This window comes from Terrimonas pollutisoli (assembly GCF_029360765.1).
Taxonomy (GTDB): Bacteria; Bacteroidota; Bacteroidia; order Chitinophagales; family Chitinophagaceae; genus Terrimonas_B; species Terrimonas_B pollutisoli.
Map to the genome: position 1 here is coordinate 226,519 of NZ_JARKNA010000002.1, position 14,203 is coordinate 240,721.

The 14,203-nt window shown below is 41.3% G+C and carries 10 protein-coding genes; 1 reads left to right on the top strand and 9 read right to left on the bottom strand.

Going from position 1 to position 14,203, the window contains the following annotated elements:
* Positions 1-99: 99 nt before the first annotated feature.
* Together P2W73_RS04985 and P2W73_RS04990 are read right to left on the bottom strand one after the other, a co-directional pair.
* Positions 100-429, bottom strand: coding sequence for a hypothetical protein (locus P2W73_RS04985; RefSeq protein WP_276500895.1), 330 nt, complete (start codon positions 427-429; stop codon positions 100-102).
* Positions 430-642: 213 nt separating this feature from the next.
* Positions 643-1,299, bottom strand: a complete 657-nt coding sequence (locus tag P2W73_RS04990) for a hypothetical protein (RefSeq protein WP_276500896.1) — start codon at positions 1,297-1,299, stop codon at positions 643-645.
* Between the two features lie 613 nt (positions 1,300-1,912).
* Here P2W73_RS04990 and P2W73_RS04995 point away from each other — a divergent pair.
* Positions 1,913-4,375 carry a CehA/McbA family metallohydrolase gene (locus tag P2W73_RS04995; RefSeq protein WP_276500897.1) on the top strand — a complete coding sequence of 821 codons (2,463 nt, stop codon included), beginning with the start codon at positions 1,913-1,915 and terminating at the stop codon, positions 4,373-4,375.
* Between the two features lie 185 nt (positions 4,376-4,560).
* Here P2W73_RS04995 and P2W73_RS05000 read toward each other — a convergent pair whose 3' ends face one another.
* From P2W73_RS05000 to P2W73_RS05030, 7 genes are all read right to left on the bottom strand, one after another.
* Positions 4,561-6,378: an adenylate/guanylate cyclase domain-containing protein gene (locus P2W73_RS05000; protein ID WP_276500898.1), complete on the bottom strand. Its 1,818-nt coding sequence runs from the start codon at positions 6,376-6,378 to the stop codon at positions 4,561-4,563.
* A gap of 8 nt (positions 6,379-6,386) precedes the next feature.
* Complete coding sequence (locus tag P2W73_RS05005; protein WP_276500899.1) at positions 6,387-8,351, bottom strand: adenylate/guanylate cyclase domain-containing protein; 1,965 nt, start codon at positions 8,349-8,351, stop codon at positions 6,387-6,389.
* A 32-nt stretch (positions 8,352-8,383) separates the two neighbouring features.
* Positions 8,384-10,012: an adenine deaminase gene (ade, locus tag P2W73_RS05010; RefSeq protein WP_276500900.1), complete on the bottom strand. Its 1,629-nt coding sequence runs from the start codon at positions 10,010-10,012 to the stop codon at positions 8,384-8,386.
* A 149-nt stretch (positions 10,013-10,161) separates the two neighbouring features.
* The gene (locus tag P2W73_RS05015) at positions 10,162-11,193 is read right to left on the bottom strand and encodes a fatty acid desaturase family protein (protein ID WP_276500901.1); all 1,032 of its coding nucleotides are present in this window, start codon (positions 11,191-11,193) and stop codon (positions 10,162-10,164) included.
* 284 nt (positions 11,194-11,477) lie between these two features.
* Positions 11,478-12,914 carry a Gfo/Idh/MocA family protein gene (locus tag P2W73_RS05020; protein WP_276500902.1) on the bottom strand — a complete coding sequence of 479 codons (1,437 nt, stop codon included), beginning with the start codon at positions 12,912-12,914 and terminating at the stop codon, positions 11,478-11,480.
* 115 nt (positions 12,915-13,029) lie between these two features.
* The gene (gene trmD, locus P2W73_RS05025) at positions 13,030-13,707 is read right to left on the bottom strand and encodes a tRNA (guanosine(37)-N1)-methyltransferase TrmD (RefSeq protein WP_276500903.1); all 678 of its coding nucleotides are present in this window, start codon (positions 13,705-13,707) and stop codon (positions 13,030-13,032) included.
* A gap of 80 nt (positions 13,708-13,787) precedes the next feature.
* On the bottom strand, positions 13,788-14,156 hold the full coding sequence (locus P2W73_RS05030) for a DUF4625 domain-containing protein (RefSeq protein ID WP_276500904.1): 369 nt from the start codon (positions 14,154-14,156) through the stop codon (positions 13,788-13,790).
* Positions 14,157-14,203 lie beyond the last annotated feature (47 nt).

The window sequence follows — 14,203 nt, forward strand, 5'->3', positions numbered from 1 at the left end:
CGCAGTTAAAGATGTTTGGGGTACTAAAAGAATGTGAAAATTTTTAAAAATATACGTTATCGGAGGAATGATGGATTTTAAAGAATGGCTGGTGGTTGATCATGATAAGGAACAACTCCATGCCACCCGGTAATTAGCCATCTCATTCCTGGTACAGAAAACAAAAAATCTTGAGCTCACCAGAACCCTGAGACATTTTGCCTCATCCAATGAATCAGCCATGTAAAAAATTTCTACCGGACCATTCACTGGTGTTTCTGCTGCGCAACTTTCTATTTCTTTGTAAGTAGCATTGAAGTCGCCCATTCCGGAAAGCTTGTTGGTGCAATGAGCTTTAGCAGGGAGATTTTGCTGAACAAAGTCTTCGAGCATTCTTTCATGAAAACTGGCCTTACTTTTAACGGCTGTTATTTCGGATAACCTTTTCATAATTCTAAATTTTTTACCTGCGGTTGAATTTCCTCACTGTTACTAAGCCAAACGGAATGCCAGAAAAATTTCAGGCAGATAAAATCTTTTAAACTATTCAAAGCCAATATTCATATGAAGCTGCTGTCGGCTATATGACAACAAGCCATAGGGAAAATTTCCCAACATTTTGTGAAGCTTACAATATTTTGGAACTGAGTAGTGAGGAAAAAGTTAGATAGTCCATTCGTCATGGATGATGGCGATCAGCCACGCCTTATTATTTTCAGTTTGAAAAACGAGCCGCAAGGTTTTCCAGTCCATTCCGTCATATTTAGGATCAAAACCCGGAAAATAGAATTCTGTAAAGTCAGCGTTGGGATATATCACCTTCAGATTGTTTAATGAATTGCCGCTTGCCAATACTTTATTAACGGCTTGGTGGGGAGCGTTTATAAAATCTGCGTCATACACAAACTCATCGAAGTATTTATGGATGCTTAATTTAATCGGTTCACCAGATCCGTCGTGTGATCCCCATACCAATACCTTTTTCTGCTGATTGAATGTTGTCAATTGTTGGGGTAACAGGTGTTGCTGATGAATAGTATCAACAAAAGCATAGGGAGAAAAACGAATTCCCAATCCCGGGTGGACATAAGAAGACATTTTAGAAAGATCTTTTGTTTTAATAGTGGCAAGAATATTTTTTGATAGCTGAAGCAGTAATGAATCGTTTGATGCCAGGGCAGCACTATCTTTTTTTAATTCCGGGTTAGTTACCAGGGAGTCTTTTATTTGGCCCACAGATTTATCTTCCTGTTTTTTTGAATCCTGCTGATTACATCCAATTAAGAAAATTGTCATTAATAAAACCAGGGGATATCTCATCCTGCTTTTTATTTTTTTGTGTAAATCCAAATTTATCGTCTTTGCTATTTTCGCAAAGTAACTTCCGGAAGTCATCTGAACGATAGAAAATCATTCAGGAACCTCAATCTTTCCGTATTTCAGAAAATTAGCTTCATGATTTTTTTTCCTTTATTGCACACTCGTTTGAAATCGGAATCTTCACGGTAGGCGTTCAAACAGCTGAATCTGCCGGTTTTTCTTGAGAAGCTGAAATGTTTTTTGATCATCACTGCCCATTAGCACCGTGTACCCGACGATATCGGTAAACATAATAGCGGCAAGCGGGCGGAATTGTGACATAAAACGATTCGGTTGATTAAAGGTATACAAAAGTCAAAGCCTATAAAAGTTACAGACTCTAAAGGGAAGGCTGGGTAAGTTTTCAAAGAGTCAGTCAATCCAGTTTTAAAAGAACTGGCAAAATATTAAAATTATTTCTTGTCTTTTTCTGGAAAAATAGCTAAGGAAAAGATCATTTCTTTGAAAAGGTTGCTCTTAAAAATTACCTTTATACAGAAAATATCCCCCTGCCTTTTGTAAATAAATTTTATTTGTGCCCATGAATGCATTAAAATAATTGGAGGGCATCAGCATGAAAAAATTATTCTTTTTTTTCCTGCCAGTACTTTTTCTTCTCCCTGTTACAATCTATGCGCAGGAACTATCCAATACTTTACCTCTAATATCTGATGTAGAATCTCAACCCCTGCTTGCACAGGCTCTCAGGCTTGATGAAGCTTTATCATTTTTGGGAAGTTCTATATCAGCAGAAGACACAAAGCGTTTGAAAGCCTTGCGGAATAAAGCTCCCGGAAAGCAGATAACAAAATTGGTACAGGAAATTCTTGATCCTTATTGCCTCGCTATGGTGGAAATTAACCCGGAAGCAAGAGTAAAAGTTATAAGAGGCCCTGCGCAGGCAAAATTAATTCAATGGGGCTGGACAAGTTTTTTGGTGAAGGTTCATAACGAAGCCGGCGTTACAGCAAAACTGGAAGTGGAAAGCCCCAATGCAGCGCCACTTTTTCATGTATCTACTTTTGGGCCCCGTGCCAAATCAGAAAATGCACTTACTCCCGGTCAGGTAGCTAATCGTTTTGCAGAAATGGTGCTGTATCGCAATCGTCCGTTACTCCCTGCTCTTTCGGGTTTAAACTTAGAATATGTTGTGTTGCAGATTTACAGCAGAGATGCAGGGTCAAGAGAGTTAGAAATTGGTTTCAATGTTGGTCAGGGTTCGCAGGACATTGGCTTTCGGAATACCATTCCAATTTTGTTCAGCATCAGTAAAGCAGTGAAAGTAAACTTTCGGGTTAAAGATGAAGATGGTTCCCCGGTCATGGCTTCTTTTATTATCAGCGACGGAATTGAACATATTTTAGAAGACAGCATAAAATTTGAGCATTTTTTTGATACGACTTCATGGGGCTTTAAACCCACATATCGTTATTATTGGGCAATGGTAGAAAATGCAATGCCCTGGAGCATGGAAAAAAACCGAAAAGTGCCGGGAAGGCTTAAAGGAATATACCCGCTTCCTTCACGCCGTGTTGCTGCTCATGATGAGTATCCTGATTTTTTCTTTCAGCCGCAGGTGTACAGATCAGATGGGGAATATATACATCTTCCTCCGGGGCGATATACGGTAACATTTACCCGCGGCCCCGAATATATACCGCAATCGAAGCAATTGGTTGTTCCGCAAGATGCAGATTCTTTCGAGGTTTCCTTTCAGCTTAAGCGATGGATCAATATGGCAAAACATGGATGGTACAGCGCCGATCATCATGTGCATGCTGCGGGTTGCAGTCATTATGAAAGCCCTTCGGAAGGCGTAAATCCAGCAGATATGTGGCGACAGGTTTTGGGAGAAGATTTAAAAGTGGCTGCAGTGCTGGCATGGGGCCCGGGCTGGTATCATCAGAAAGAATTTTTCACCGGTGAAGTCAACCGGTTGTCAACAGAAAAAAATTTAATGCGGTATGATGTGGAAGTATCCGGCTTTCCTTCTCATCATGCCGGTCATCTGGTGTTACTGCGTCTCAGGGAAGATGATTATCCGGGGACAAAGGATATCGAAGACTGGCCAAGCTGGACATTACCTGTTTTAAATTGGGCAAAAGGACAAGGAGGCATTACCGGCTATGCACATTCCGGCTGGGGATTAGAGCCTGTGGAGCCAACCCGTGATTTGCCCAACTATATACAGCCTAAGATGGATGGGATTGGAGCCAATGAATATATTGTTACGATAGCACATCAGGCAGTTGATTTTTACAGCCTGGGTGATACACCTGCTCCATGGGAACTGAATATGTGGTATCACAGCTTGAATTGTGGTTTCAGAACAAGACTGAGCGGCGAAACAGATTTTCCCTGCATTTTTGATGAGAGAGTAGGGGTAGCCCGAAGTTATTTTAAGCCGGATGGCAAACTTGATTTTGATGGCTATGTAAATGCCATTAAAACAGGAAGAAGTTATGTATCAGATGGCTTTTCTCATATCATTGATTTTTCAGTAAATGGAGTGGAGCCGGGTGTGAGCAACAGCGAATTAAATTTTGCAGTGCCGCAAAATGCGGATATAAAAGCGAGGGTTGCCGCTTATCTTTTGCCTGAACAGGATGAGAGGGGGGCTGACATTGCAAAAATGAAATTAACCGAACCACCTTACTGGCATCTGGAACGGGCTAGGCTTGGTACATCAAGAAAGGTTCCGGTTGAACTTATTGTAAACGGAGTTCCGGTTGATACAATTGAAATCACTGCTGATGGCCATTTGCAGGATATAAGTTTCAATTACACGATAAAAAAATCCAGTTGGATAGCATTAAGAATTTTTCCAAGTGTGCACACTAATCCTGTTTTTGTAATCGTAAATAAAAAACCTATTGGATTGAAAAAAAGTGCGCAGTGGTGCCGGCAAGCAGTGGATAAATGCTGGGAACAGAAAGAGAAAAATATTCGTCAAACGGAAAAGGCTGCTGCTGAAGCTGCATATAATAAAGCAAGAGAGGTTTATGAAAAGATTATTCACGAAGCTTCTGATAACTGATCCTGCTTGCAGCCGGTAATTCCTGGTAATGCTATGCAAAGATTTTCTACACAAAAAACTCCTTGTTCATTCAACGCTGTGCACCCGACAATGTCAGTGAATATAATGGCGGTAAACTGACGGAATTGGCTCATTGAGTTTATCGTAAACCTTTTTCTGAAACAGGTAAGATGATTTTGAACTTTTCATTGCAATTTACTAAGCAAGGCCTGAAAGCGGGGGTCATTCCTAAGCGAATCATAATCCGGATCATGTTCGATCCAGTCTTTTTTTCCAAACCCTTTTCCAAAAACCTTTTCTAAAAGGTTTAGTGCTTTTTCATTATTACCATCTTTAGCAAAAAGACAAGCGGCATTAATTAAAACACCAACATCTTCAGGATATAAATCCAGCGCCTTATTTATCCACTGCAAGGCTTCCTCTCTCTCGCCGGTCTCAAATAGATTTCCGGCTGTAAGAGAAAGTGCTCTTCTGTCAGTTGGATTGAGTTCCAATTGTTTTTTTGCCCTATTTATACCTTCCAGGGTTGCTTCCTGTGCTTTATCATTTCCCAGCATACGCAAACACTGAGCGAGGAGAAGCATACTTTGAAAATCTTCCCGACGTGTTTCAGAAGCTTTGCGAAAGAATTCGGCTGATTCCTGAATTTGACCACGGGCAAAGCAGGACCTGCCGCAATAATAATATGCATCATAAGAATTTGGATTCAATCGTATTGCTTCTTTAAATTCTTGTTCAGCCTCATCATATCTTTTACCAAGGGAGAGAACATATCCACGTGATGAATGACTTTCAGCCAGGTTGGGAGCTAACAAAAGTGCTTTCCGGCTATTTCTTTCTGCTGCTTCCAGGTCATAGTTATTTGCACCTTCCCATTCATAAAGCCACGAATGTGTGTCGGCAAGACCGGCATATGCAGGAGCATATCCGCTATCCAATTCTATAGCTTTTTCAAACATTTTTTTTGCTTCATTCAAAGCCAGTTGATGAAAAAGCTGACGGCCTTTAAGAAAATATTCATAGGCTTCAATAACTGTTTCCGGACGGCGGATGGCTTCTTTTTCTTTATCGGTTAAAACCACCTGTAAAGCAGTCGCTACATTTTCTGCAATATTTTCCTGGATTGAAAATACATCTTCAAGCACACGGTCATAGCGATCCGACCATATATGAGAACCATCAGAAACCCTCACAAGTTGTGTGGTAATTCGCAACCGGTTGCCTGCCTTACGTACACTTCCCTCTAAAAGTGTTTTAACAGCAAGGGTCTTTCCGATTTCCCGGACATCAAGATTTTTACCCTTAAATGAAAAAACCGATGTCCGTGCTATAACCCGCAGATTGTTTAATTGTGCAAGAGAATTAATGATCTCTTCAGAGATCCCATCACAGAAATATTCCTGTTCAGGGTCATTACTCATGTTTACAAATGGAAGAACAGCGATACTTTTTTCCAATGATTGTTTGGATGGCTCATTCCTTGGCGATATGGCTAATTCGGAAGTGGGGGTGATAATCACTTCATAAATTTTTATCGGTTCTTTTACGTTCTTCAGCGTTTCTTCTTTTACAAACCTGGTCTGAATATCTTTTTTATTAGAAACATTCTGGCGTACTGCCTCAGATACAAAAACACTTCCGGAATTTGCAATGGCTTGTATTCGTGAAGCGATATTCACTCCATCTCCAAATACATCTTCATTTTCAAAAACCACTTCGCCCTGATGTATCCCTATTCGTAATTGGAAATCTTCCGTAGCATTACACTCTTCCTGGATCTTTAAAGCAGCATATACGGCATCAGAAACTGTATTAAAACTGGCTAAAATGCCATCTCCAAGTTCTTTTATCCAACGGCCTCTGTATTGTTCGATGATTGGTTTTTGTAATGCACGATTTTTATTAAGAATTGTAAAAGCTTTTTGTTCATCATCACCCATTAAGGCCGTGTACCCGACAATATCGGTAAACATAATAGCGGCGAGCTGACGGGTCGAAGACATAAAATTAATTATCCAAACTTATCAATTTCTGCAATAGCTTCCGGTGGCCCGATTTTTCTTACCAGTTCTTTGAATCTCGGTTCTTTCCGTAAAATATCCAGTGTTGGGTCGCAGCCAATAAAGAGCATCCAACCAACACGTTCTTCATAGGACTTCTCAAGGTAATCAAGCGCCTTTTCTGTTTCAGAAAGGTGTGCATAGCAAAGTGCAATTCCCATCGGCCACACGAATTCTTTTTGCTCCTGTTGATGTATTTCTGCAAGAAGGTTTCTTGCCTCATCTTGCTGACCCGCACGGGAAAGGCCATAAGCCAGCGATATTTTCATAAAAGTCTCTCCATTGGTAAGACGATAGGCCTCCCTGTATGCCGATATAGACTCTTCAGCAAGCCCGAGTTGCGAAGCCATCCAGCCAATACAAAACCAATTGCCTGAAGAAGCTGGTTCCAGCTTAGAAAGCAGGCGGGCTTCTTCCAATGCCTTCGCAGATTGATTAGCAAGCATCAGGATAATAAAGGCGTTTAAACGGATGAGTATTGAGTGTGGATCGAGTTCAATAGCCTGTTCCCTCTCTGCAAACGCCTCAGCAAATCGCCGGCGTATAGCAAGGTTATATGCCCGATACAGGTGCGCAGTAGCATTGCTTGGATTCAGTTCGATTGCGAGTTTATAGTTATCATCAGCCTCATTCCAATTGAAATAATACCAGTCGTAAACCTCAGCCTTTGCTGCATAGGCGTCAGAAAGATTCGGATCGATGTCATGTGCTTTCTCTGCAAGCATGAAAGCTTCAGGCAACGCTTCGTGTGGCCGGATGCCCCAATATCCAACTCCTATATAAAGGCGTGCAACAGCAAGAGCTGCGTATGCGACAGCAAAGCCGGGATCAAGTGAAATTGCTTTATTATAATAGTTAATTGCCTGATTGAAATCCGAAGAGGTTGCTTTATGATAGTGCGAACGGCCGAGCATGTAAAAGTTGTATGCTTCCAGGTTTTCAGTTGGTTTAGTTGCAATCCTTTTGCGTTCATTAGATGTAAGACGGGTCTTTAATCCGGTAGCGACATTCTCAGCAATTTCTGTTTGAATTGCGAATACATCAGTCAAATCACGGTCGTATGTTTCAGCCCAAATATGTTCATCATTACCCGCATCGATGAGTTGCACAACAATGCGCAGCCGGCTGCCAGAGCGACGAACACTTCCTTCGAGTATGTAAACAACTTTTAAATCCGAAGAAATCTCCATCAATGATTTCTTTGTTTGTTTGTATTGCATTATGGAAGTACGGGAAATAACTTTTAAATCACGGATTTTTGAAATATGCGCAATAATATCTTCCGTAATGCCATCGCTGAAATATTCTTGTTCCGGGTCGCTGCTCATATTGACAAAGGGGAGTACGGCAATGCTTTTGCAGGAAATCTTTTTTTGTTCAGGATCACTGTTTGAAGGATATACGAGTGGGGGCCGGGAGGTTTTAATAAGTATTTCATAAACTCTTACCGGTTCTTTTACATTCTTCAGGGTTTCCTGTTTTACAAACCGGGCAGATATGTCCTGTTTATTGGAGACATTATTATAGACAGATTCAGAAATATAAATACTTCCCGGTTCAGCAACCGCCTGGATCCGTGAGGCAATATTTACACCATCACCAAATACATCATCGTTCTCAAATATTACTTCCCCGAGATGGATCCCTATACGTAATTGAAAATCTTTTGCAGCATTGCAGGCTTCCTGGATTTTTATTGCTGCTGTAACCGCATCGGAAACTGAATTGTAACTTGCCAGTACACCATCACCTAATTCTTTTATCCAATGACCATTGAATTGTTCAATGATTGGTTTTTGTAATTCCCTGTTCTTTTTGAGTACGTCAAAAGCCTTTTCCTCATCCTCACCCATTAATGCAGTGTAACCGGCAATGTCGGTAAACATAATAGCTGCGAGTTGATGAGACTGCGACATACAGGCAAATTTGCATCTTAAAGGTATCAACTTTAAATAAACTCAAACCTGTCTCCATCAAACAGCCCTTTGTCACTCAATTTCAAATGCGGTATTACCAGCAATGCCATAAATGATAACGTCATAAAGGGAGAAGCTAAAGTAGAACCTGCGTCTTTTGCAGCTTTATCGATCATTGAGTATTGTTGCGCTACATGATAGCCATCTTCATTGCTCATAAGCCCGGCCACAGGTAAAGGAACGATAAGTTCTGAATTATCTTTAACACAACTGACGCCACCCTGGTGTTCGATGATCATATTGACGGCCTTGCAAATGCTTTCATCATCCACACCTACAGCAACAATATTATGGCTATCATGTGCTACAGATGAAGCTAACGCCCCTTCCTTCAAGCCGAAGTTTTTTATAAAGGCTTTGGCAACCGGTGCTTCATTATAACGGTTGACAACAACCATTTTTAAAATGTCATTTTCAGGGTCACTGATGACGTTGCCGTTATCAATTTTAGGAGTAAAGAAAACCTTGTTTGTAATCAACTGGCCATCGAGTGCCTCTATTGCCAAAGGCGATGGTAGCGAGGATGCAGGGATCTCAAAGTCTGACGGTGATTTTTCAGCGCAGGAAAAATTATTGATCACATTTGACATTTGACTTTTCACTTTTGACTTCCCTTCTTCCGCTACCAACTCACCATCAATAAATGTTTTAACCACTTCAAAGTTTTCCAGGTCCTTAACTACTATGAAATCAGCAGCATCACCTTCTCTTAATGTTCCTACATCCAGCCTGTAATGCTGTACAGGATTAATGCAGGCGGCTTTTAGTATTTTAAAAATATCAATGCCTTTTGCTACCGCTCTTGCACATAGCTGGTTGATATGTCCCAAAACAAGACTATCGGGATGTTTATCATCGCTGCAAAACATCATTTGGTTCGGATAATCATGTAGCAGGTCGATCAATGCATCAAAATTCTTTGCAGCGCTGCCTTCACGGATGATAATTTTCATTCCGTTCTGCAATTTATCCAGCGCTTCTTCCCTGGTAAAGCATTCATGATCAGTAGTGATGCCTGCGGCGATATAGTTTTTTGCATCCTCACCTCTTAATCCCGGCGCATGACCATCAACCGGCTTTTGTAAATGATGCGCCGCTGCAATTTTTTTCATCACTTCTTCATCTTCATTCAGAACACCGGGAAAATTCATCATCTCACTGAGATATTTTATTTCCTTTCGTTGCAATAATTTTTCTACATCATTGGCATCAAGAACTGCCCCGGCTGTTTCAAATATAGTGGCCGGTACACAGCTCGGTGCTCCAAAATTGAATTTGAAAGGAACCGTCTTCCCGTTTTCTATCATAAACTCGACGCCCTCCATACCACAAACATTAGCTATTTCATGCGGATCGCTGACGGTGGCTACAGTACCATGTACAACAGCTAATCTTGCAAATTCTGACGGAACCAGCATAGAGCTTTCAATGTGAACATGGCTGTCGATGAAACCGGGGAGAATGAAGTTGCCGGGTGCAGGTTGCTGGTTGCCGGCATTTTGAATTGAAATAATCTTTCCGTTTTCGACGATAATTTCCGCCGGATAAATTTTTTGCTGGTGAATGTCAACAAGATTACCAGTTATAGAAAAAGACGACATAGCTATGTTGTTTGAATAGCTAAGATATGAAACCCCTAAATCCCCTAAAGGGACTTGCAAGAACACAGCCCGCTTTTCGACTATTTTGTAATTAGACGACGCTGAATTTCTTACCTGTTCTTCGGAACACCCCTCCAGCGGATGGAGGTTTAAGCGATCTTTCTTGTCCGTTCTTTCATCAATGCCATTACTTCTTCTTTGCTGCTAAACACGTTGTTGATGTTAACGATGTTGTCAGCCAGTTTATCATACCGTTTGGTCATGAGCCAGACAAAAATGTGGAGATAATGAATGCCGTCAAAAACAAAGACTTTCTGTTGCGCAAATTTGTCTTTGTTTTTCATAAACTCAACCGGTATTTCTGTATAATGAAGAGCAGGACGCAAATGATGTACAGCATGATAACCATCATTCCAGCAAATCTTGTTGTATTTGGTGTTGATGCAGTTGATGGTATTTTCTTCGGGGTTGTTGGGATCAATGAAGGCGTGCTGAGCCCAGTTGCCGAGCATCATCACCACACGGGCAAACAAAAAAGGAATAATAAAAATAAAAAGGGTTGCGTTCAGATTGACAAAACACATGGCAATGCAAAAAACAAAAAAGGACATTTCACCATAGGTAAGCCTGAGGTAAAACTTTTTTCTTTTTTTAGTAAACAAGTACATGAATGTATCCCTGAATCCTAAAAACAAAAATCGCAAAACGTATCGGATGAAACCCCGAAGGCTGTCCCTGTTATAAGACAGGGTGCTGCTGGCATCATCTTCCATATTGTTTTCTACATGGTGCATGGCCATGTGATGTACAAAATATGTTTCGGGTGTATGACCAAACAGTGGACAAACTCCCCAGATGATCCAGTTATAGATCCAGGTGTATCCTTTTTTAAACAACTTTCTGTGACTGATGCAGTGAAGCATCAGGCCAAAGCGACCTTTAAAATACATCTGCGAAACATAGAAATAGGGAATATAAACCAGCCACCAATACCAACCTTCTAATAATGGTGTATAGAGAATGATGGCAGCAGGTATTACTAAAATATGAATGGCAGTGAGCAGGTAAATAAAGGGAAGATCACGGGGGTCATTGATGTAGCGAAGCCAGAATTTATCGTACCAGTTGTATTTTTCTTTTGGTATATAAACCGGGTCTGTGATGGTGGTCAGATTCTTCATGAATATTTTAAAAATGATTGGCTATAAACTTTTTGACATGGGTAATAAATTACTTTTCAATTTCTTATCTCGTCAAAAACTTCGGAATGCGGTAAATCTACAGCTTTTCCCATCATTTAGACAGCTTTATTTGCAGCTACCCCTATTGTAAAAACGGTTAATAGTGGAATCTGGTATAACAAAAGATTATTTTAACAGCAGTTGAATTTGTCAAAAAAGATGAGCCGGGAATTTATTTCCCGGCTCATCTTTTATAGAGACTTAGCAATTACTTCCAGTGCCGATTAATTTTTTTCAATCTTCCGTACCTCAGTGGTGCCGCCTCCATTCAACGTCAGGTCCACAGGTTTGTTGGTTTTCCATGCACTTCTGGTAAAGTCGGGAATATCAACTGTTCTTGATTTTTTGCCAACAGACATACCACTCAAAGGAATAATAGAACTCCATGCAGCCGCATCATATACGTCCTGGTCAAGCGGCAGGCCATTACGCAGACAATCGATCAGCCGCCAGTCCATGATAAAATCCATACCGCCGTGTCCACCTACTTCCTTAGCTATCTCACCAATATGTTTTACAATCGGTGGGGTATATTTTTTATAAAGATCGTCCAGCTCTTCTTTTTTGATCCAGCTGTGACCAAATGCTATTCTTTCTGGTCCGGGGTATTTTTGGGCAACGCCCTTGGTACCACTCAGCGTGTGAAGTCTTGAGTAAGGGCGGAGTGTAGAAACATCATGCTGCAGCATAATGTTTTTGCCTTTATTGGTGCGGATAATGGTCGTATTCATATTGCCGCGATAAGGCTTATCGACAAACTCGTTAAAGAATGGATCTTTCGCTGCCATATCCTTTGCCATATTATTGAGCGTAAAATCATTGGTGCTCATGCTTACCAGGTGATCCATTTTATCACCGCGGTTGATATTCATGCATTGGGCAATGGGACCAAGGCCATGGGTAGGATAGAGGTTCCCATTGTGCTGGTAATTCTGTTTCAGCCGCCACATGTCGGCATAAGCATTTTTATTGAAAAGCCAGTCTTTACTCAGATCGTGAATATAAGCGCCTTCGCCTTGCACCAATTCACCAAACAATCCCTGGCGTGCCATATTCAATGTCAATAATTCGAAGAAATCATAGCAACAGTTTTCCAGCATCATGCAGTGTTGTTTTGTTTTCTCTGATGTTTCCACCAACTCCCACAGTTGATCGATGGATAAGCCGGCATTTACTTCCGTGGCGGCATGTTTTCCATTTTTCATGGCCATGATGGAAATAGGTGCATGCAGGTGCCAGGGAGTAACGTTGTATACAAGGTTGATGTCATTGCTTTCACACAAGGCTTTCCATCCTTCTTCGCCGCTGTATTCTTTTGCTTTGGGGCGGCCTCTTTTCTCCAGGTATTTTTGCATTTTTGTTACCCGGTCGGCATATTTATCGCAGAGGGCCACGATCTCCACGCCATCAATATAAGCTAAACGTTCTACGGCGCCGGTACCTCTTTGGCCTAAGCCAACTATACCAATGCGAACGGTTGGAATTTTTGGTGCGGCATAGCCACACATATTAAAACGTTGTTTACCGGATTCAAATTGGGAAGAGCGTTCCAGCTCTTCATCTGTTGTTGCTAAACTGCCTGCAAAAGAAGGAAGCCCGGTAGCGAGAAGGCCACCTCCAATGGATATACTGCGTAAAAATTTTCTGCGATTTGTAGACATGACGATGCAATTTTTTGTTGTCGCAAGTTCCTGAATTAATCAACGGTAAAATGGCAAAAAGGAAGATGGCGCAAACGGTTGAACGGGTGTTTGATGCTTTATCGTACCTGAAAAATCATTCTTCCAGCAATCCCGGCCTTCTTTCCTTTGTTCTTTTCAATGCTTCATCATGACGCCAGTCATCCACCTTTTTAGGATCACCACTTAATAATACATCCGGAACCTTCCAGCCGCGAAAATCAGCAGGTCGGGTATACACGGGTGGCGCTAATAGATTATCCTGGAAGGAGTCAAAAAGGGCAGAGGTTTCATCATTTAAAACACCGGGCAATAAACGTCCGATTGCATCTACCAGCACTGCGGCCGCCAGCTCACCACCACTTAATACATAATCACCAATAGAGATTTCTTTGGTGACAAAATGTTCCCGTATTCTTTCATCAATGCCTTTATAATGGCCGCAAATCATGATGATGTTTTCTTTTAATGATAGCGTGTTAGCAGTTTTTTGCGTCAATGTTTCGCCATCAGGAGTCAAAAAAATGATCTCATCATATTTCCGGTCTTTTGACAACTCTTCAATAGCATTGGTTAGCGGTTCGCACATCATAACCATGCCTGCGCCACCGCCATATTGGTAATCGTCAACCTGGCCCTGGTTATTAATGGCCCATTTGCGAAGATTATGAGTGTGCACTTCCAATAGTCCCTTGGCCTGCGCTCTTTTCATGATGCTGTGCTCAAAAGGGCTTTTCAATAATTCTGGTAAAACAGTAATGATATCTATTCGCATGAAGCCCCCAACCCCTAAAGGGGGGTATGGGATGCTTCAAAGATAAATGAAGAATGATGTATCAAGCGGAGCCGGGGCCACTAGTTGCATGTTATATCAATTTGCCTGGTAGAAGAATTTGTAGAAGGATCTTCTGCAATTACTTTTATTTTATAACTCTTACCGGCTTGTGCCGTAAAAGTTTGATCAAAGGCGTAATTCTTGGTAGCGGGATGGATATGTACATGCACTACCTCTGTGCCACCGCCATCATACACTTCTACATGAACCTGGTTGATATAGGCATTGTCGGCAATAGTTCCCTTAATATGAACTTCACCCGCAGGCAATACCGTATTATTGGTTGGAGAGCTAATAGTGATGGAGGGTGCATCCGTATCTTCCGCTTCGTCTTTGCTACAGCTCAAAAACAAAACACTCAATACGGAAATAAGCAGAGAATATTTCATAGTTAACGGCGATAAGATTTATAGCTCTAAAAATAGAAATAAAGGGG

Bases quoted from the DNA above. Each gene is read 5' to 3' on its own strand.
- P2W73_RS04985 (WP_276500895.1), bottom strand. From the start codon at position 429: ATGAAAAGGTTATCCGAAATAACAGCCGTTAAAAGTAAGGCCAGTTTT.
- P2W73_RS04990 (WP_276500896.1), bottom strand. From the start codon at position 1,299: ATGAGATATCCCCTGGTTTTATTAATGACAATTTTCTTAATTGGATGT.
- P2W73_RS04995 (WP_276500897.1), top strand. From the start codon at position 1,913: ATGAAAAAATTATTCTTTTTTTTCCTGCCAGTACTTTTTCTTCTCCCT.
- P2W73_RS05000 (WP_276500898.1), bottom strand. From the start codon at position 6,378: ATGTCTTCGACCCGTCAGCTCGCCGCTATTATGTTTACCGATATTGTC.
- P2W73_RS05005 (WP_276500899.1), bottom strand. From the start codon at position 8,351: ATGTCGCAGTCTCATCAACTCGCAGCTATTATGTTTACCGACATTGCC.
- ade (WP_276500900.1), bottom strand. From the start codon at position 10,012: ATGTCGTCTTTTTCTATAACTGGTAATCTTGTTGACATTCACCAGCAA.
- P2W73_RS05015 (WP_276500901.1), bottom strand. From the start codon at position 11,193: ATGAAGAATCTGACCACCATCACAGACCCGGTTTATATACCAAAAGAA.
- P2W73_RS05020 (WP_276500902.1), bottom strand. From the start codon at position 12,914: ATGTCTACAAATCGCAGAAAATTTTTACGCAGTATATCCATTGGAGGT.
- trmD (WP_276500903.1), bottom strand. From the start codon at position 13,707: ATGCGAATAGATATCATTACTGTTTTACCAGAATTATTGAAAAGCCCT.
- P2W73_RS05030 (WP_276500904.1), bottom strand. From the start codon at position 14,156: ATGAAATATTCTCTGCTTATTTCCGTATTGAGTGTTTTGTTTTTGAGC.